This window comes from Streptomyces sp. NPDC050422 (assembly GCF_044458665.1).
Taxonomy (GTDB): Bacteria; Actinomycetota; Actinomycetes; order Streptomycetales; family Streptomycetaceae; genus Streptomyces.
This window is the reverse complement of record NZ_JBITIE010000007.1, coordinates 21,462-39,423: the sequence shown is the minus strand read 5'-3', so window position 1 is coordinate 39,423 and position 17,962 is coordinate 21,462. Positions and strand designations below refer to the sequence as shown.

Genomic DNA, 17,962 nt, shown 5'->3' with positions numbered 1-17,962 from the left:
GGGCATGAGTGCGGGCCCCGACCGGTTCGGTCGGGGCCCGCAGCGAGGTGCTCCCCCACCAGGACTCGAACCCGGACAAATAGCACCAAAAGCTACTGTGCTGCCAATTACACCATGGGGGAATAAAACCGAACTAGCCGGACATTGCGCCAGGCTGTCCGATCGGCACGCAACACTATGCCGTACCGCCGACCCACAATGCGACGGTATAGGTCCCCCGCTTTCGTTCACGTGAACCGCCGCTGATTCGAATCCGTTCGACAGCGCGACGTGCTGCGCAGGTCACCCGAAAATGAGGTGCGCCCGCCCGTACGCTGGATGCCATGACCGCAACGGGGGCAGACCGGGAGGCGGCGGGACCGACCACCCGCGGCTACTGGTGGTGGGAACGGCGACGGAGTGTCGCACTGGATGGAGGACTGGCGCTGGTTTCGGCGCTGGAGTGCGCGTTGGAAGGGGTGGTGTTCGCGGGGGACACCGGGCTGCCGGTGCCGCTGGGGGTGTTGTTCGGGCTGCTCGCCGGGGCCGTGCTGCTGGTGCGCCGGAAGTGGCCGATCGCCGTGGTGCTCGTGTCGATCGCGACGACGCCGGCCGAGATGGGCTTCCTGATGGGCCTGGTCGGCCTGTACACGCTGGCCGCGTCCGACGTGCCGCGGCGGATCACCGCGGTGCTGACGGGCATGTCGCTGGTGGGGACGTTCATCGTCACGTACGTGCGGCTGCGGCAGGGCGTCGACGCCGACGCGGACTTCGGGCCCGGCGACTGGTACGTGCCGATGTTGTCCCTCTTCATGGCGCTCGGCCTGAGCGCGCCGCCGGTGCTGTTCGGCCTCTACATAGGGGCGCGGCGCCGGCTGATGGAGAGCCTGCGGGAGCGGGCGGACTCGCTGGAGCGGGAGTTGTCCCTGCTCGCGGACCGGGCGGAGGAGCGCGCCGAGTGGGCGCGTACGGAGGAGCGGAACCGGATCGCCCGTGAGATGCACGACGTGGTCGCGCACCGGGTGAGCCTGATGGTGGTCCACGCGGCGGCTCTGCAGGCGGTGGCGCCGAAGGATCCGGCGAAGGCGGTGCGCAATGCCGCGCTGGTGGGCGACATGGGGCGGCAGGCGCTGACGGAGTTGCGCGAGATGCTCGGGGTGCTGCGTACGGGGGAGCCGATGGTGACGCGGGTGACGAAGGTGCCGCTGGCCTCCGTGGGGCGCTCGGTGCCGATGGTGACGGAGGACGGGCCGCGGCTGGACGAGATGGAGACGCTCGTGGGGGAGTCGCGGGCGGCGGGGATGACGGTGGAGCTGTCGGTGGAGGGCGAGGCGCGTTCGTACGCGCCCGAGGTCGAGCAGACGGCGTACCGGGTGGTGCAGGAGGCCCTGACGAACGTGCACAAGCACGCGGCGGGCGCCAGGACGTGGGTGCGCCTCGCGCACCGCGGCGCCGAGGTCGCCATGCAGGTGGAGAACGGCCCGTCGGACGCGGCGACGGCGGACGCGGGGCTGCCCAGCGGGGGCAACGGACTGGTCGGGATGCGGGAGCGGGTGCTCGGGCTGGGCGGTGTCTTCGTGTCCGGTCCGACGGACGCGGGTGGCTTCCGGGTGTCGGCGGTCCTGCCGGACGTCGAAGCGGCCTAGGGCCTTTCGTTTGGATCATGCCGGGCTCGCGGGGTCCGGCACGCGCATCTGCGGCGTTGTCGTCGGTCGCCAATGCTCCGCAGTGACTCCCTCCTCCGCCTTGCCGCTGCACGCACCGGACCCCGCTCCCTGATCCGGCCTGATCCAAACGAAAGGCCCTTGGGGCCTGTGTGGATCGGGCCGCGTCCTCAGCCCGAGACCAGGCGTTCCGGCTGGATGCCGGTGACGAGTGTGGCGAGAGCGCTGTCGATGTCGGGTCCGAGGTACCAGTCGCCGGTGTGGTCGACGCTGTAGACCCGTCCCTCCGCGTCGATGGCGAGGACGGCCTGTCCGTCCCCTTCTTCGCCCAGGGGCGCGACCTCGGTTTCCAGGGCGCGGCCGAGGTCTCCCAGGGTCCGCGCGAGGTGGAGTCCGCTCAGCGGGTCGATCCGGACGGCCGGCGGGGCGATCTGCCGCCCGGGTGCGGTGGCGGTGATGTGGAGTCCGCCGAACTCGGCCCAGGCCTCCACGGCGGCGGGGAAGACGGCGTGCTGGTGTCCGGCGGGCGAGGCGTGCGAGCGCAGGGCGTCGGCCCACTCCTCCGCCTGGCGGATGTCCCAGCGGCCCGGCTGCCAGCCGGCGGTGCGCAGGGCGGCGTCGACGGCGACGGGGAAGCGGGTGGAGCTGTGGCGGTCGTGGTTCGACGGGCCCGCTTGCGCGGGGAGGTCGGTGCGGTCGTGCATGGGGGCGCGGTCAGCCCTTCTCGGCGGTCGTCGCCGCTCCGGTCGTGGTGAGGTCGACGGGACGTACGCCGAAGTGGGCGAGCATGACGGAGCAGGAGCGGCAGGGTGCCGCGTAGCTGCCGTGGAGAGGGTCGCCGTCCTCCCGGATGCGGCGTGCGGTGAGCCGGGCGTGCTTGAGCGCGCGCCGGGCCTCGCCGTTGGTGAGGGGCTTGCGCTGGGCTCGTTTGGAGCGGCCGGTCTCGGCGGCGGTGAGGTGCCGGGAGAGGAGTATGGCTTCGGGGCAGCGGCCGGTGAAGCGTTCGCGCTGTCCGGTGGGGAGAGTGTCGAGGAAGTCCTGGACGAGGTGGTGGAGTACGGGTGGCTGGTCGCCCTTGCCCGCGGTGCAGGTGAGCGTTTCCCCGCGTACGGACAGCGCTGCGGCCACCGCGGGCAGGATGCCGTCGCGGCGGTGGGTCAGACGGGGGGCGTGGCCGTTCTCGCTGCTGCTCCAGCTGAGTCGGGGGTCCCCGGTCGTGACGGTCTGTGCAGAGTGTGCGGTGTGCATGGTGCTGTGTCCCTCCCGTGCCCGCAGCGGCTGCTGCCGAATGTGCACGCCCCCGTGTATGCGGGTGACAGCCTGCCAAATGTGTCGGGTCCTGTGAAAGCTGGGTCGGTGAAACGTGTCCGCGTGTCGCGATTCGGTGGCCTGTTCGTCGCTCGTCCGTCACCCCGTTGTGACGGTTGGTGACGGATGTGGCCGTGGGGCGGAGGGGCGGGGCCTGTCACGGGCTCACCGCATAGGCTGTGCCTGGACCGCCCCCATGGGCAGGTCGGTCCTCATCAGCCAGACGCAGCAGGGGGCAACCGCCATGACGACAGGTCGGCTCGGGCAGCAAGCCGCGCCACCGAACGCGGCCTACGCCGGGCAGCTCGTGCACTTCCCGGACCCGGTCCGGGCGTCCCGCCACCCCAGAGGTGTGCGTATGGACGGGAACGGCTGTCCGGACTTCGCGCCGTACGCGCGTGCCGCCGCGGAGATCGCCGAGCCCCCGCAGGGGTTCGGCGTGGACGAACTGCGGCTCACGGACTATGTGTCGGCGAACGCGGCGCTGGCGGCGAGCGGGCACGATCTGTGGGGCACGATTCCCGCGGTCGCCACTCCGCACGGCTGGACCTGGCACCACGTGCCGGGTGGCCGGCGGATGGAGCTCGTTCCGGTCGAGGTGAAGGCGTTGCTCCGGCACCACGGTGGTCTGGCGACGACCGCGGTCGATCAGAACAAGCGGGGCACGCGTCCGCTCCAGGAGACCCGGCCCGCGCACTTCCGGCTGCCGAAGGGTGCCGTGGCGGTGAGCGAGCAGCAGATCCAGGGTGTCGAGGAGGATCTCGGTTACCGGCTGCCGGGTGCGTACCGCTCGTTCCTGAAGGCGGCGGGCGGCTCGGCCCCGGTCGGCGCGGCGCTCGACGCGGAGCTCGGCCTGCTGGTCGACCAGCCGTTCTTCACGGTGCGCGAGGAAGCCGGCGTGAACGACCTGGTGTACGTGAACAAGTGCCTGCGGGACCACCTGACCAAGGACTACCTGGGCGTCGGTTTCGTCCAGGGCGGCATCCTCGCGGTGAAGGTCCGTGGGGACGGCGTCGGTTCGGTCTGGTTCTGTGCGTACGACGATGCGCGCGACCAGGACGGCTGGAGCGTGCAGGAGCGGGTGGAGCGGCTGCTGTTGCCGTGCGGCGCCGACTTCGACGCGTTCCTCCAGCGGCTCGCGGGTAACCCGCCGGAGCTGGAGACGGTGGCGAACCTGATGGTGGACGGTGGCTTCGCGCGCGCCGTCCCGGTGGAGGGGTGAGCGCGATGGTGACCTTTGCGCAGGCGCAGGAGCGCGCGGACGAGTGGGTCAACGGCGACGTTCCGGCGTACCAGCACCGGGAGGTGCGAGTGCGTGAGTTCGAGCTGGGTTTCGTGGTGTGGGCCGAGGACCGCGCCGAGGGCCCGGTGTCGGACGGCGGGCGGCAGCGCCTGGTGATCGCCCGGGACAGTGGCGAGGCGACGTTGTGGCCCGGCCTGCCGGTGGGTGAGGTGATCCGGCGGTACGAGGAGGAGTACGGCTCCCCGGCCGGTGCGCCGTCGGCGCCCGAGCCGCCGCAGCGCATCGATCTGAATCAGACGTCGTTCCTGTTGAGCCCGCCGGAGTGGCTCCAGGAGGCGGCGGACAAGCTGGGCATCCCGGACCGGCGGGCGGAAGCGGCGGGGCAGACACCTGCGCCGGCTCCCGCGGCCGCTGGGTACGAGCCGACGGCGGGTGTCCAGGCGTCCGCGCCGCAGCCGCCGGTCGGGGCCACTCCGTGGGCGGGGACCGATACCAATACCCACGCGGGGTCCGACGAGGGCGAGGTCGGGTTGCCGGCCACGGTGTTCGCGCCGCCGCTCTCGGGTGCGGACGACGAGGGCGCGCCGCCCCGGGTGGTGGCGGCCGACGCCCCGACGGCGTTGATGTCGGGCGGCAGCCAGCTGCCGCCGACGGCGATCGCTCCGGGACTGCCCCCGCAGGGCGGGCCCGCGGGCCCGCCCGCGCCCGTGCACGGCGGTCCCGGTGCTCCGCCGGCTCCCGCGCCGAGCCGTCCGGCAGGCCCGGGCCGGGGCCCCGGTGCCGGTGACATCTCGGACGAGGCGACCAGCAAGGCCGTCGTCCCGCCGCGCGGTGCGCGTGGCGGTGGCTCGACGACTCCGCCGCCGCCCGGTGCCCCGGGTACGCCGGGTGCCAGGCCGGGCGCGCCCCTGCCGCCGCCTTCGGGGCCGGGTACGCCGGGTGCTCCGGCGGGTGGGTACGTGCCGACGCAGCTCGTGTCGCAGCTGGGTCCGCCCGGTGCGCCGCAGCCGCCCGGTCCGCCCGCGCCGCCCGGTCCGCCCGCGCCGCCCGGTTCGACGCCGCCGCCCGGTGGGGGCAGCGTGCATCATGCGGCGACGATGTTCGCCGAGCCGGGTTCGGTGGGGCCGTCGGCACCGAGGCCGCCGGGTCCGCCCGGTGCTCCTGGTGCGCCGCAGCCGCCCGCGCCGCCCGGTTCCACGCCGCCGCCCGGTGGGGGCGGTGTCCACCATGCGGCGACGATGCTCGCGGGCCCGGGTCCGGGTCCGGTGGGTCCATCGGCTCCGCAGCCGCCCGGTCCGCCCGGTCCGCCGGGTGCGCCGATGGGCCCGGGCGCGTCGCTGGGCGGGGCCCCGGGTCCCGTACCGCCGCCCGGTCACACCCCGCCGCCCTCGTACGGGTATCCGCAGGCGCCGACGGGTCAGCCGACCGTCGGACCCGGCTACCAGGCCGTGCTGCGGTACCGCGGGCCGGACGGCAGCGAGCAGCAGCTGATCCGCCGTTCGGCGCCGGGCACCCCGCACCCCGAGTGGCAGATGCTGCACGAGCTGCGGGCGATGAACGTGCCGCCGCAGCAGGTCATCGAGCTGCACACGGAGCTGGAGTCGTGTGAGCTGCCGGGTGGTTACTGCGCCCGGATGATCCGTGAGACGTGGCCGCAGGTGCGGATCACCAGCGTCGCCCCGTACGGGACGGATCACGCGAGCAGGCAGCAGGGCATGCAGCACCTGCTCACGCATCAGGGCGAGCTGCACCAGGTCGCGGACGGTCCGGCGCGTCCGGCGCCGGTGCGGGCTCCGTTGCCGCAGGTGCCGCAGGTGCCGCCGGCGATGCCGGTGCCGCCGGAGGCGATCGCGGAGGAGATGCTGCAGACGTTCGGTCCGCAGGGGGTGCTGCGCTTCGATCAGCGTGCGGTGTCCCGGCAGGGTGTGCCGGAGATCGTGGCGCTGACGCTGGTGTGGGCGGGGCTGCCCGCCGACTTCGGGCCGTTCTTCTGGGCGCAGCCGGGTCAGCCGGTGGTGCCGACGCTGGCGGAGCTGGCGGCGCAGCGGCAGGTGCAGGCGGCTCCCGACGCGGGGTCGTACCTGGTGATGGGGTCGGACTTCGGCCGGGCGATCTGTGTGCAGTACGGGACGGCGAACATCGTGGCCGTGCCGGTGGAGGCGGGTCCGGGCGGCCAGTCGGTGCCGCCGCAGTTCGTGAACACGGGGCTGCCGGAGTTCGCGCGTTCCATGGCGTTGCTGGGCCGGATGTGGCGGCTGCGGTTCGGGTTGAACCCTGAGCAGGCGGGTCGCTGGACGGTCGACTTCCAGGCGCAGTTGGCGGCGGTGGACCCGGCGGCCCTGGCGTCGCCGGAGAGCTGGTGGTCGGTGCTGCTGGAGCAGATGTGGGACGGGCTGATCTGACGGGCCGGTCCGTGCGGTAGTGCCGGGGGGGGGGGGGGGGGGGGGGGGGGGGGGGGGGGGGGGGCCCCCCCCCCGGGGGGGGGGGGGGCCCCCCACCCCCCTTCTGTGGGTTGTGATGCCTGTCGCTTCCGTCCTGAAAGCATCGAAACGATTCCGACTTCTTGGCCAATTGCCGCATCCTTGACGTATTGCTCGGTGGTCGGAGAGTCGGAAAGAGGCGTCAAGGATGAGTTCTGCACCGGTGTCCGCGCATGGCTTCGTCGGGGTGCGCGGCCGTGGTTACCGTCCGGAGCAGGTGGACCGGACGGTGGCCGCGCTGTCGGCGGAGCGGGACGGGGCGCGGGAGCAGGTGGCGCGGCTGACGGCCCTGGCGGAGACGCTGGTGGCCGAGTCGGCGCGGCTGGACGAGGTCGTCGCCGCGCTGGCGCCGCAGGACTACGCGTCGCTGGGGGAGCGGGCGCAGCAGATTCTGGCGCTGGCCGAGGGCGAGGCGGAAGCTGTCCTGGCCGCTGCGGCGGAGGAGTCGCAGGCGCTGCGCGACGAGGTGGACGCGGCGGCGCGGGCCTTGCGCGAGTCGGCGAGGGCCGATGCGGAGGCGATGCGTGCGGCGGCGACGGGTCATGCGGAGCAGGTGCTGGCGGCCGCCGAGGGTGCGGCCGGTGAGTCGCTGGCCGCGGCCCGGCTGGAGGTGGCGCAGGTGCGTGAGGAGGCGGAGGCCGCGATGGCGGCGACCGTGAGCCGTACGGCGAGTGTGCTGGCGCATCAGGAGCAGGAGCACGGCGAGCGCCGGAAGGCGGCCGGGCAGGAGCTGGCGGACGCCGAGGCGGCGCAGTCGGCGGAGCACGAGGCGCTGACGGAGCGGGCGGAGGCCGGTCTCGCCGGGGCGCGGCGTGCGCTGGCCGAGACCGAGGAGGCCGCGCGGCACGGCCAGGAGGACGCCCAGGCGCAGGGGGCCGAGCTGATCGCGGGGGCCCGGGTGCGGGAGGAGCGGGTGGTGCGGGAGACGGAGCGGATCCTGCGGGAGCACGAGGAGGGGCGCGAGGACGTGCAGGCGCACATGGCGCACGTGCGTAACTCGCTGGCGGCGCTGACCGGGCGGGTGGCTCCGGCGGAGGACTGAGGGCCGCCCGGCCAGGGGTCACCAGGCCCCAGGGGGCCGTCACGCCCGACGGCGGGTCAGGGGCGCGGCCAGGGGCGCTTGGAGAGTTGTTCGATGCTGCTGTTGAAGCGCTTGAGGTAGGCCGCGAAGGCCGCGATGTCGTCGTCCGGCCAGTCGTGCATGACCTGGTCCAGGGACTGGACGACGCGTTCGCGTTCCGTGTCGAGGAGTTTGGTGCCCTGCTCGGTGATGCGGAACTTGCGGGCCATGCCGCCGTCGGGGTCGGGGATGCGTTCGGCGAGTCCGGCGCGGGTCACCGCGGCGGTCTGGCGGTTGAGGGTGGAGGCGTCGAGGCCGAAGGCGTCGCTCAGTTCGCCGTTGGACATGGGGCCCTGGACGCGGAGGCGGCTCAGCAGGATGTAGGCGCTGCGGTCCAGGAGGGCGTACTTGTGGCGTCCGCCCCGGTGGTCGGCGAGGCTGTGGCGTCCGAGCAGCATCTGCTCGTACTCCACCTCTTCTGTGGGCCTGGGCATGTCTGCGGCCTCCTGCTTCTGCGCCGGGGTCGGTCGTGCGTCGGGTTCTGAGCGGCGTGCGTCGGGTTCTGAGCGGCGGCTCATGCTCTCACGGGGTGTGTATTGGACACGTGGTGTGTATGACACATCAGGCATGTACGATGCACGTCGCTATCCCGGTAGACGGGACCACGACCCCAAGGAGTTCCTCTTCATGGATGCCCCCCAGCCGACAGCCAGATCAGGCGGTGTGGTCGCCACGCTCGCCTTCGCCGGCACCGTGGCGGCGGTCATGCAGACCCTGGTCACGCCGCTCATCGCCGAGCTGCCGAAACTCCTCGACACGTCGTCGTCCAACGCCGCCTGGGTGATCACCGTCACCCTGCTGGTCTCCGCGGTGTGCGTGCCGGTCTCCGGTCGGCTGGGTGACCTCCTGGGCAAGCGACGGATGCTGCTCGTCTGTTCGGTGCCGCTGTTCGCCGGCTCGGTGGTGTGCGCGCTCTCGTCCACCGTCGTCCCCATGATCGTCGGACGCGGTCTGCAGGGCATGGGTATGGGCATGGTGCCGCTCGGCATCGCGCTGCTGCGTGACGTGGTGCCGCGCGAGAAGCTGAGCTCCTCCATCGCGCTCGTCAGCGCCTCCCTCGGTATCGGTGGCGCCCTCGGCCTGCCGATCGCCTCGGCGGTCGCCCAGTACGCGAACTGGCGGGTGCTGTTCTGGGGTTCGGCGGTGCTGGCCCTCACCATCTCCGCGCTGATCTGGTTCCTGATCCCGGATGTGCCGGCCGCCGCCAAGGGGCAGCGTTTCGACATGCCCGGCGCACTCGGCCTGGCCGTCGGTCTGGTCTGCCTGCTGCTCGCCGTCTCCAAGGGCGCCGAGTGGGGCTGGGCCTCCGCGACGACGATCGGCCTGTTCGCCGCCTCCGTCGTGGTGCTCATCGGCTGGGGCTTCTGGGAACTGCGCACCAAGGACCCGCTGGTCGACCTGCGCACCACGGCCCGCCCCCGCGTGCTGATCACCAACCTCGCGTCGCTCTTCGTCGGCTTCGGCATGTACGCCGGCATGCTGATCGCGCCGCAGCTGCTGCAGTTCCCCGAGGCCACCGGTTACGGCCTGGGTCAGTCGATGCTGCAGGCCGGTCTGTGGATGGCCCCCGGCGGCATCATGATGATGATCGTCTCCCCGTTCGGCGGAAAGCTCACCGACGCCCGCGGCCCGAAGTTCACGCTGATCTCCGGTGTGCTGGTCATCGCCGCGGCCTACGGGATCGGGATTCTCCTGATGGGATCCGCCTGGGGCCTGATGCTGTTCCTCATGGTCAGCAGCAGTGGTGTGGGCCTCGCGTACGGGGCGATGCCCGCCCTGATCATGAGCGCGGTCCCGGCGTCCGAGACGGCCGCAGCCAACGGGTTCAACACCCTCATGCGCGCGCTGGGCACGTCGATCGGCGCCGCTGTCATCGGTGCGGTCCTCGCGCAGATGACCACGGAGACGGCCGGCTACAGCTTCACCTCCGAGGCCGGGTTCCGTACCGGCCTGATGTTCGGCTGCGGTGTCGCCCTCATCGCCCTGGTGATCGCGACGTTCATCCCGGCCGTACGCGGTTCGGGTGACGCCGGCGAGAAGGCCGAAGCGGCCGCCTCGCCGGAGGTGGCCGCGGCCAAGGGCTGACCCGGACCCCGCACGCCGGACTGCCCGGCTCCGCACCCCTTCGACGGGGTCGGAGCCGGGCAGTTGCGTGTCCTGGCCGCCGAGGCGGCGGCCGGCGCGCCTACTTGAGGCCGAGGAGCTGTTCCAGCGGGTCGATCGCGAAGTAGACGAGGAAGAGTGTCGCGGTGACCCAGAGCAGCCAGTGGACCTCACGGGCCTTGCCCAGGCACGCCTTGATGATGACGTAGGTGACGAAGCCGGCACCGATGCCGTTGGTGATGGAGTAGGTGAACGGCATGACGGTGATGGTGAGGAACGCCGGGATGGCGAGGTCGTAGCGGTCCCAGTCGATGTGCTTGACCTGGGTCATCATCAGGAACCCGACCGCGACGAGTGCGGGCGACGCGGCCTGCATGGGCACGATGGTCAGCACGGGGGAGAAGAAGAGCGCCAGGGCGAACATGCCGCCCGTGACGAGGTTGGCGAAGCCGGTACGGGCGCCTTCGCCGACACCTGCGGCGGACTCGACATAGGTGGTGGCGGACGACGAGGACGCGACACCACCGGCGACCGCGGCCGCGCCGTCGATGAGCAGGACCCGGCCCAGGCCCGGCACCTGCCCGCGCTCGTCGAGGAGTCCGGCTTCGGCGGTGACGCCGACGACGGTGCCCATCGTGTCGAAGAAGTCCGACAGGATGAGGGTGAAGATGAGCAGGATGACGGTAAGGACGCTGATCTGACCGAACGAGCCGAGCAGGTCGAACTGGCCGAGCAGCCCGAAGTCGGGTGCGGCGACCGGCTTGTCGGGCATGGAGGGGACGGTCAGACCCCAGGACTTCACGTCGGCCAGCGAGTTGATGACGACGGAGATCACGGTCATCACGACGATGCTGATGAGGATGGCACCCTTGACCTTGCGGGCGAGGAGCACGATCGTCATGATCACGCCGAGGCAGAAGACGAGCATCGGCCAGCCCGAGAGGGTGCCGGAGCCCAGCTGGACGGGAACGGTGGTGCTCGCGACGTCCGGGATGCGCGTGACGAACCCGGCGTCGACGAAGCCGATGAACGCGATGAACAGGCCGATGCCGACGCTGATGGCTTGTTTGAGGGCCTGCGGGATGGCGTGCATGATCGCTTCGCGCAGACCCGTCGCCACGAACACACAGATCAGCAGGCCCTCGAGCACGATGAGGCCCATCGCGTCGTCCCAGGCCATGAGTGGGGCGACCTGGTAGGCGACGACGGCGTTGATGCCCAGGCCCGCGGCCAGGGCGAGCGGCAGATTGCCGCCCACGCCCATGATGAGGGTCATCACCGCGGCGACGAGGGCGGTGGCGGTCACCAGCTGGACGGTGTCCAGCTGGTCGCCGAACTTGTCCTTCGCGCCACCGAGGATGATCGGGTTGAGCACGAGGATGTACGCCATGGTGAAGAAGGTGGCGAAGCCACCGCGAACTTCCCGGCCGTAGGTCGATCCGCGTTCGGTGATGCGGAAGAACCGGTCGAGGGCACCACCACCGGATCTGGTCGGCGGTATGTCGGCCGGGCTGGTCTTGCTGGGGTGCATGGGGACGTCTCCTGGGCCTGCAACGGACAAGGGGGAAGGGGGCAAAGAGGTGGAGCCGCTGCTGCCCGGCACAGGTGACAGGCAGTCGTGCGAACACACATGCGGCGCCTTGCGAGCGGATCATACGTGCCATGGCTCAGGCCTCAAGGGCCTTGCCGCATAACGCCGTTGCTGACTCGAAAACGTCTGTCGGTTCCTACGGAATCACCGGTGATCTATAGAGCCAAACCGTGATTCAGGCGACAGGGGTCATGGATTTTCTGGTGACGATGCCCATACGTTCTGTGCGTGCACCCTCCACCCCCCTTCAACGCGCGCGCTGCCCGGGCCCTGCGCGAAAAGCTCGGAATGGCCCCCGGCCACGTCGCGTACGCAATGAGATCGTCCTTCGGGACGGCTCACGTCACCGCTGATCACATCGCGGCGTGGGAACGCGGCACCGCGCTGCCCGAGCCGCATGAACTCGCGGCGCTGGCAGGCGCGTTGTGGTGCCACCCCAGCGAGATCATGGGACACCCGCGTACGTTGCGCGAGCACCGTGTCTCCTGCGGGATACCGGCCGAGGACGTTGCTCGCGCGACGGGCCTGTCCCTGGACGCCTACGTCCGCATGGAGGAGACCGGGCGGTGGACCGGTGACCAGAGGCAGTCCGCGAAACTCGGCAGCCTGCTCGGCCTCCCGCCGCGCGACCACATCGCCATCACCGGGCTCGAGGAGGAACTCGCCCGCCTGCTCACCGAAGCCGTCAGCACCCGGTGGCAGGCGCATGTTCGCGCCATCGCCAAGCTCATCTCCGTGGACCGCAAACTGCTGCACGAGCCGCTGGACTCCATGTACCACGAGTACCAGGCCCTCATGGCGGCCACCCTCAGCCGGGCCAGCGGCAGCACCGCCTCGGGCGAGGACGGGCGACGCTACGTCGAGGAGATCGTCGACCACTTCTGGACCCGGCTGCCGGACTGACTTCCGCTCCTCGCCCCGGAGGGCGGGGACTCCTGCCACGGCCGGCTGACCGTCTCGGCGGGTTCCTGCTTCTTCGCCGACCCTGAGTCGGGCCTCCTCCCGGGAGACCGCCTCGCCCAGGCGTACGGGGTCGTCACTGACCTCGGCCCGGCCTTCGAGGGTGATCCGGCGGAAGCCGTCCGCCTGGCAGAGCGCGACACGGGCCGCCGAGCCGGCCGCCGTCACGTTGCGGGCCTTGCGGGCCCCCGCCCTGGTGGTCACCCGGGCCGGACCCGTGGACGCGTCGAAGGTGAAGCGGACGGGCGCGACGTGCGGGGTGCCGTCGGGGCGCAGCGTGGTGAGGGTGGCCGGGCGGGGAAGGGTGAGGAACTGCCGGTCGGCAGCGGGTAGTCCGATGGCCGGCCGGCTCACCTCTTCCTCACGCCCTCGTTCCAGATCAGCTTGGCGATGTTCGGCTTCACGGCGGTGGTGATGACGCCCATGGCGGTACGGACATAGCGCCGCTCCTCCAGTTCGCGCAGCATGCTCGCAGCGAGGTCGGCACGGGCGGTGAAGACCCCGTCGGCGCTGACCGGCGCGGTGCGGTAGTCCGTGACGACGGGGTGTTCGAAGAGGCCCGAGGGCCGGACCAGGGTCCAGTCGAGGCCGGTTTCACGGATCCGGTCCTCCATGCGGCGCATGTCCTGGTGGAGGGTGCGGCCGAGGCGCCGGTTCACCAGCGGGTCGAGCACATGGTTGAAGAAGTGCGCGCCGGTGGGACGCCAGCCGGGGTCGGCGATGCTGGAACTGATGGCGAGGAGTCGCTTGATCCCGTGGCGGCCCATGGCTTCGGTGATGGCGCAGGCGCTCGCCGAGTACGTGGTGACGGTCTCCTTGCTGAAGCGGGCGCCCAGCGCGGAGAGGACCGCGTCCGTGCCGCCGATCGCGGAGTCGACGGCCGCCGGGTCGGTGGCGTCGGCGACGGCCGCGGTGAGGCCGGGGCGGGCCGGCAGGGAGCCGGGGCGTCGGGTCACGGCGACGACCTCGTGACCGGCGGCGAGGGCCTGTTCGATGAGGTGGCGGCCGGTCGGTCCGTTGGCGCCGAAGACTGCGATACGCATGGTGTCGGTCATTCCTTCGTGTGGTGGCCGGAACGCCCTTGACTGTGCCGATCACGCAACGCACGCTCAACGCTGATGAATAACGCCGCCCCCGCCCCCGCGCGCAACCGAGGCCGGCCCCGCGGCAATCCGCCGACCCGCGAGTCGATCGTTCCGGTGGCCCGTGCGCTGTTCCTGGAGCGCGGCTACCGGGCCACGACCCTGCGCGCGGTGGCCGGGGCCGCCGGGGTCGACCCGGCGCTGATCGCGTACCACTTCGGCTCGAAGAAGGGCCTGTTCGCGGACGTGATGCAGTTCCAGTGCGCCGACGCGCTGGCGGTGGACGAGGTCCTGGGCGGTGACCCGGCCACGCTTCCCGGCCGGCTGATCGACGCGGTGACGGACCTGTGGGAGGACGCCGACTTCCGCCGGCTGACCAAGCGGGGCGACGAGGCCGCCGACGTGATCCGCGAGTACCTGGAGCGCGAGCTGCTGGGCCGCCTTGTTGAATTCCTCGGCGGCCGGGACGCGACCGCCCGCGCCACCGCCGTCGTGACGATCCTCGGCGGGCTCATCTACACCCGCTACCTCAATCCGCTCGCGACCCCCGCCGCCCTGACCCCGGCCGAGGCGCGCACCGTCCTCACCCCGGCCCTGCGCGCGGCGCTGGCCCCGAGAGCCGGAGCGGGCCGCAGGCCCTGAAGCCCCCGGTGGGGCTTGCCGCTCCACCCGGCGGTGTGGACCCAAGGGCGCAGTCCCTGAGATACATGTCCGCCCCCGGGCGCAGACCCCTAGGGGTAGCTCCTTACTTCGGGCCAGGGGCCGTTCCTCCCGCCGGAGGACGTGCCCGGCCCCGCCCGCTCCGTAGCGTGGTCATGTACCGCGATCGCACCGCGATTGCGGCAGGCCACAGGGGGCGGGGTGGGGAAAACCCCACCCGAAGACTGCGCTGGGCACCAGCGCGCCCGACCCCCTCCAGCAACCAGACTTCACAGCAGACGGCGACGCTCCGTCGCCGACCGACATAGGAGATAAACCGTGACAACGGCTGTAACCATTCCCAGGCACGGGGGCACTGGAGGGCGTACGGCCGTCGCTGCGCGGGCGCGACAGGTCGTCAAGGCGTACGGGGTCGGGGAGACCCGGGTCGTCGCACTCGACCACGTCGACGTCGACATCGCCCGCGGGCAGTTCACGGCCATCATGGGCCCGTCCGGCTCCGGCAAGTCGACGCTGATGCACTGCCTCGCCGGTCTGGACACCGTGACCTCCGGGCAGATCCACCTCGCCGAGACCGAGATCACCGGCCTCAAGGACAAGAAGCTCACCCAACTGCGCCGCGACCGCATCGGGTTCATCTTCCAGGCGTTCAACCTCCTGCCGACGCTGAACGCGCTGGAGAACATCACGCTGCCGATGGACATCGCGGGCCGTAAGCCGGACGCCGCCTGGCTGCGGCAGGTCGTCGAGACCGTCGGCCTCGCCGAGCGGCTGGGGCACCGGCCGACCGAGCTCTCCGGTGGCCAGCAGCAGCGCGTCGCGGTGGCGCGGGCACTCGCCGCCCAGCCGGAGATCATCTTCGGTGACGAGCCGACCGGGAACCTGGACTCGCGGGCCGGCGCCGAGGTGCTGAACTTCCTGCGCAAGTCCGTCGACGAGCTGGGCCAGACCATCGTCATGGTCACCCACGACCCGGTCGCCGCCTCCTACGCCGACCGCGTGCTGTATCTCGCGGACGGGCGCATCGTCGACGAGATGCTCAACCCGACCGCCGACCAGGTGCTGGACCGCATGAAGGACTTCGACGCGCGCGGGCGGACGTCATGACTGTCTGGAAGACCTCGATGCGCAACTTCTTCGCGCACAAGGGACGCATGGCACTGTCCGCCGTCGCCGTCCTGCTGTCGGTGGCGTTCGTGTGCGGCACGCTCGTCTTCACCGACACGATGAACACCACGTTCGACAAGCTCTTCGCCGCGACGTCGGCCGATGTCACCGTCAGTCCGAAGACGGCGAAGGTCGACGACACCCCCGAGAACGGCAAGCCCCAGTCGCTGCCCGCCTCCGTGATCGACCGGGTCGAGAAGGCCGACGGGGTGAAGAAGGCCGAGGGTGCCGTCTCCAGCTCGTCGGTCACGGTCGTCGACAGCCACAACAAGAACATGGGCTCCGACTCCGGAGCCCCCACGCTCGCCGGCAACTGGACGCAGAACGACCTGCGTTCCATGGAGATCACCTCCGGACACGCCCCGCGCGGCCCGACCGAGGTCATGGTCGACGCCGACACCGCGGACAAGCACGACCTGAAGATCGGTGACGAGCTGCGCACCATCGCGGTCACCGGCGACATCAGGGCGCGCATCAGCGGCATCGCCACCTTCAAGGTCACCAACCCGGGCGCGGCCATCGTCTACCTCGACACGGCCACCGCCCAGCAGAAGCTCCTCGGCAGCGCCGACGTCTTCACCCAGATCTCCATCACCGCCGAACCGGGCGTCAGCGACGCCCGGTTGAAGCAGAGCGTCACCGCGGCGCTGGCCGACCCGGCCACGTACAAGGTGCAGACCCAGAAGGAGGCCGCGGAGGCCAACAAGGACTCGATGGGCTCCTTCCTCGACGTGATGAAGTACGCGATGCTCGGCTTCGCCGGGATCGCCTTCCTCGTCGGCATCTTCCTCATCGTGAACACCTTCTCGATGCTGGTCGCCCAGCGGACCCGCGAGATCGGCCTGATGCGGGCCATCGGCTCCAGCCGCAAGCAGGTCAACCGGTCCGTGCTGCTCGAAGCGGTGCTCCTCGGCATCGTCGGATCGGTCCTCGGCGTCGCCGCCGGCGTCGGCCTGGCCGTCGGCCTGATGAAGGTCATGGGCGCCATCGGCATGGAGCTGTCCACCGGCGACCTCACCGTCGCCTGGACGACCCCGGCGATCGGTCTCGCGCTCGGCATCATCGTGACCGTCCTCGCCGCCTACGTCCCGGCCCGCCGGGCCGGCAAGGTCTCCCCGATGGCCGCCCTGCGCGATGCCGGAACGCCGGCGGACGCCAAGTCCGGATGGATCCGGGCCGGGATCGGCCTGGTCCTCACCGGCGGCGGCGCGGCAGCCCTGTGGGTGACGACGCAGGTGGACAAGGCGAGCGAAGGCTCCCTCTACCTCGGCCTGGGCGTGGTTCTCACCCTCATCGGCTTCATCGTGATCGGCCCGCTGCTCGCCAGGATCGTCGTACGGGCACTCAGCGTCGTCGTCCTCAGGTTCTTCGGCCCGGTCGGCCGGCTGGCCGAGCGCAACGCGCTGCGCAACCCGCGCCGCACGGGTGCGACCGGTGCGGCCCTGATGATCGGCCTGGCCCTGGTGGCCTGCCTCTCGGTGGTGGGTTCCTCCATGGTCGCCTCGGCCACGGAGGAACTGGACAAGTCGGTGGGCGCGGACTTCATCGTGCAGGTGGGCGGCGGTGACGGGAGGCCGCTCACCAAGCAGACCAGCGCGGCGGTCGAAGGAGCCCCGCACCTGGCGCATGTCACGCACGCGAAGGAAGTACCGGCCAGGCTGACCCTGCCGGACGGCTCCACTGCGAAGGTGGGCCTGAGCGCCACCGATCCGACGTACACGGATGATCTGTCACGCGACACGCTCTCGGGAGACCTCTCCGCCGCCTACGGCAAGGACGCGATGTCCGTCGGTTCGAAGTTTGCCGAGCGTCACGGCGTCAAGGTCGGTGACGAGCTGACAGCCGCCTTCGACCACGGCAGGACGGCCCGGCTCAAGATCGCCGCCATCACCTCCGACGACTCCGCGCTCGACTCCGGGGCGATGTACACCAACCTCACCACGGCCGCGCGGTACGTTCCGGCCGACCACATGCCTCTCGACTCGATCGTTTTCGCGAAGGCGGCTGCGGATGAGCAGGATCAGGCGTACGAGTCGCTCAAGGCCGCCGTGGCCTCCGATCCGACGGTCAAGGTGTTCGACCAGACCGACTTCAAGCAGGAGCTGAAGGACCAGATCGGCCAGTTGCTGAACATCGTCTACGGTCTGCTCGCCCTGGCGATCATCGTCGCGGTGCTCGGGGTCGTGAACACCCTGGCCCTCTCTGTCGTCGAGCGGACCCGCGAGATCGGCCTGATGCGCGCCATCGGTCTCTCCCGCCGCCAACTGCGCCGGATGATCCGGCTGGAGTCGGTCGTCATCGCCTTGTTCGGCGCCCTGCTCGGCCTCGGCCTGGGCATGGGCTGGGGCACCTCGGCCCAGAAGCTGCTGGCGCTGGAGGGCCTTGGTGTCCTGGAGATCCCGTGGCCGACGATCATCACGGTGTTCGTCGCCTCGGCCTTCGTCGGACTGTTCGCGGCGCTGGTCCCCGCCTTCCGGGCCGGACGGATGAACGTCCTGAACGCCATCGCCGCGGACGGGTGAGGCGGGGCCCGTCCGCGGGCCCGGGAACGAGGAGCACGCAGCCGGCAGCCCCTTCGGGCCGTCGGCTGCGTGCCTTCGTTCGG

14 protein-coding genes, 1 tRNA gene and 1 pseudogene are annotated in these 17,962 nt (G+C 71.3%); 9 read left to right on the top strand and 7 right to left on the bottom strand.

The features are described 5' to 3' along the window. Positions 1-50: 50 nt before the first annotated feature. Positions 51-122 (bottom strand) — tRNA-Gln (locus ACIBJG_RS11885). Positions 123-323: 201 nt separating this feature from the next. Between ACIBJG_RS11885 and ACIBJG_RS11880 the strand changes: the two genes are divergently transcribed. After that, positions 324-1,625 carry a sensor histidine kinase gene (locus tag ACIBJG_RS11880; protein ID WP_399307282.1) on the top strand — a complete coding sequence of 434 codons (1,302 nt, stop codon included), beginning with the start codon at positions 324-326 and terminating at the stop codon, positions 1,623-1,625. Between the two features lie 188 nt (positions 1,626-1,813). Here ACIBJG_RS11880 and ACIBJG_RS11875 read toward each other — a convergent pair whose 3' ends face one another. Both ACIBJG_RS11875 and ACIBJG_RS11870 read right to left on the bottom strand, forming a co-directional pair. Next, the gene (locus ACIBJG_RS11875) at positions 1,814-2,347 is read right to left on the bottom strand and encodes an SUKH-3 domain-containing protein (RefSeq protein ID WP_399307280.1); all 534 of its coding nucleotides are present in this window, start codon (positions 2,345-2,347) and stop codon (positions 1,814-1,816) included. Between the two features lie 10 nt (positions 2,348-2,357). Next, the gene (locus tag ACIBJG_RS11870; RefSeq protein WP_399307278.1) at positions 2,358-2,891 is read right to left on the bottom strand and encodes a YwqJ-related putative deaminase; all 534 of its coding nucleotides are present in this window, start codon (positions 2,889-2,891) and stop codon (positions 2,358-2,360) included. A 304-nt stretch (positions 2,892-3,195) separates the two neighbouring features. Between ACIBJG_RS11870 and ACIBJG_RS11865 the strand changes: the two genes are divergently transcribed. The 3 genes from ACIBJG_RS11865 (at position 3,196) to ACIBJG_RS11855 (ending at position 7,716) form a co-directional block, all read left to right on the top strand. Continuing rightward, a complete protein-coding gene (locus ACIBJG_RS11865; protein ID WP_399307276.1) occupies positions 3,196-4,173 on the top strand; it encodes an SMI1/KNR4 family protein in 978 nt (325 codons plus the stop codon). A 5-nt stretch (positions 4,174-4,178) separates the two neighbouring features. Beyond that, a complete protein-coding gene (locus ACIBJG_RS11860) occupies positions 4,179-6,596 on the top strand; it encodes an SUKH-4 family immunity protein (RefSeq protein ID WP_399307274.1) in 2,418 nt (805 codons plus the stop codon). A 226-nt stretch (positions 6,597-6,822) separates the two neighbouring features. Then, complete coding sequence (locus ACIBJG_RS11855) at positions 6,823-7,716, top strand: cellulose-binding protein (RefSeq protein ID WP_399307272.1); 894 nt, start codon at positions 6,823-6,825, stop codon at positions 7,714-7,716. Positions 7,717-7,772: 56 nt separating this feature from the next. On the opposite strand, the gene ACIBJG_RS11850 is transcribed toward ACIBJG_RS11855, so the two are convergent. Then, positions 7,773-8,228 carry a MarR family winged helix-turn-helix transcriptional regulator gene (locus ACIBJG_RS11850; RefSeq protein WP_399307270.1) on the bottom strand — a complete coding sequence of 152 codons (456 nt, stop codon included), beginning with the start codon at positions 8,226-8,228 and terminating at the stop codon, positions 7,773-7,775. Positions 8,229-8,421: 193 nt separating this feature from the next. On the opposite strand from ACIBJG_RS11850, the gene ACIBJG_RS11845 reads away from it, so the two are divergent. Continuing rightward, positions 8,422-9,879 carry an MFS transporter gene (locus tag ACIBJG_RS11845; protein WP_399307268.1) on the top strand — a complete coding sequence of 486 codons (1,458 nt, stop codon included), beginning with the start codon at positions 8,422-8,424 and terminating at the stop codon, positions 9,877-9,879. 100 nt (positions 9,880-9,979) lie between these two features. Here ACIBJG_RS11845 and ACIBJG_RS11840 read toward each other — a convergent pair whose 3' ends face one another. Beyond that, positions 9,980-11,428: an NCS2 family permease gene (locus ACIBJG_RS11840; RefSeq protein ID WP_399307266.1), complete on the bottom strand. Its 1,449-nt coding sequence runs from the start codon at positions 11,426-11,428 to the stop codon at positions 9,980-9,982. Between the two features lie 288 nt (positions 11,429-11,716). Between ACIBJG_RS11840 and ACIBJG_RS11835 the strand changes: the two genes are divergently transcribed. Further along, positions 11,717-12,391 (top strand): helix-turn-helix domain-containing protein, encoded by a 675-nt coding sequence (locus tag ACIBJG_RS11835; protein WP_399307264.1) that lies wholly within the window; start codon positions 11,717-11,719, stop codon positions 12,389-12,391. Between the two features lie 138 nt (positions 12,392-12,529). On the opposite strand, the pseudogene ACIBJG_RS11830 reads toward ACIBJG_RS11835, so the two are convergent. Together ACIBJG_RS11830 and ACIBJG_RS11825 are read right to left on the bottom strand one after the other, a co-directional pair. Continuing rightward, positions 12,530-12,802, bottom strand: a pseudogene (locus tag ACIBJG_RS11830) (pyridoxamine 5'-phosphate oxidase family protein); the annotation flags it as partial. After that, positions 12,799-13,491 carry an NAD(P)-dependent oxidoreductase gene (locus ACIBJG_RS11825; RefSeq protein WP_399307262.1) on the bottom strand — a complete coding sequence of 231 codons (693 nt, stop codon included), beginning with the start codon at positions 13,489-13,491 and terminating at the stop codon, positions 12,799-12,801. The pseudogene ACIBJG_RS11830 and the gene ACIBJG_RS11825, both read right to left, overlap by 4 nt. Before the next feature lie 75 nt (positions 13,492-13,566). Here ACIBJG_RS11825 and ACIBJG_RS11820 point away from each other — a divergent pair, with 75 nt between their 5' ends. The 3 genes from ACIBJG_RS11820 (at position 13,567) to ACIBJG_RS11810 (ending at position 17,879) form a co-directional block, all read left to right on the top strand. After that, positions 13,567-14,172 (top strand): TetR/AcrR family transcriptional regulator, encoded by a 606-nt coding sequence (locus ACIBJG_RS11820; protein WP_399307260.1) that lies wholly within the window; start codon positions 13,567-13,569, stop codon positions 14,170-14,172. Between the two features lie 336 nt (positions 14,173-14,508). Next, entirely contained in the window at positions 14,509-15,297 is a 789-nt protein-coding gene (locus tag ACIBJG_RS11815) for an ABC transporter ATP-binding protein (protein WP_399307258.1), read from the top strand. Next, positions 15,294-17,879, top strand: a complete 2,586-nt coding sequence (locus tag ACIBJG_RS11810) for an ABC transporter permease (RefSeq protein WP_399307256.1) — start codon at positions 15,294-15,296, stop codon at positions 17,877-17,879. The genes ACIBJG_RS11815 and ACIBJG_RS11810 overlap by 4 nt, the downstream gene beginning before the upstream one ends. The last annotated feature ends 83 nt before the right edge of the window (positions 17,880-17,962 follow it).

Bases quoted from the DNA above. Each gene is read 5' to 3' on its own strand.
- ACIBJG_RS11850 (WP_399307270.1), bottom strand. From the start codon at position 8,228: ATGCCCAGGCCCACAGAAGAGGTGGAGTACGAGCAGATGCTGCTCGGA.
- ACIBJG_RS11865 (WP_399307276.1), top strand. From the start codon at position 3,196: ATGACGACAGGTCGGCTCGGGCAGCAAGCCGCGCCACCGAACGCGGCC.
- ACIBJG_RS11880 (WP_399307282.1), top strand. From the start codon at position 324: ATGACCGCAACGGGGGCAGACCGGGAGGCGGCGGGACCGACCACCCGC.
- ACIBJG_RS11870 (WP_399307278.1), bottom strand. From the start codon at position 2,891: ATGCACACCGCACACTCTGCACAGACCGTCACGACCGGGGACCCCCGA.
- ACIBJG_RS11845 (WP_399307268.1), top strand. From the start codon at position 8,422: ATGGATGCCCCCCAGCCGACAGCCAGATCAGGCGGTGTGGTCGCCACG.
- ACIBJG_RS11875 (WP_399307280.1), bottom strand. From the start codon at position 2,347: ATGCACGACCGCACCGACCTCCCCGCGCAAGCGGGCCCGTCGAACCAC.
- ACIBJG_RS11855 (WP_399307272.1), top strand. From the start codon at position 6,823: ATGAGTTCTGCACCGGTGTCCGCGCATGGCTTCGTCGGGGTGCGCGGC.
- ACIBJG_RS11840 (WP_399307266.1), bottom strand. From the start codon at position 11,428: ATGCACCCCAGCAAGACCAGCCCGGCCGACATACCGCCGACCAGATCC.
- ACIBJG_RS11825 (WP_399307262.1), bottom strand. From the start codon at position 13,491: ATGCGTATCGCAGTCTTCGGCGCCAACGGACCGACCGGCCGCCACCTC.
- ACIBJG_RS11860 (WP_399307274.1), top strand. From the start codon at position 4,179: ATGGTGACCTTTGCGCAGGCGCAGGAGCGCGCGGACGAGTGGGTCAAC.
- ACIBJG_RS11820 (WP_399307260.1), top strand. From the start codon at position 13,567: ATGAATAACGCCGCCCCCGCCCCCGCGCGCAACCGAGGCCGGCCCCGC.
- ACIBJG_RS11810 (WP_399307256.1), top strand. From the start codon at position 15,294: ATGACTGTCTGGAAGACCTCGATGCGCAACTTCTTCGCGCACAAGGGA.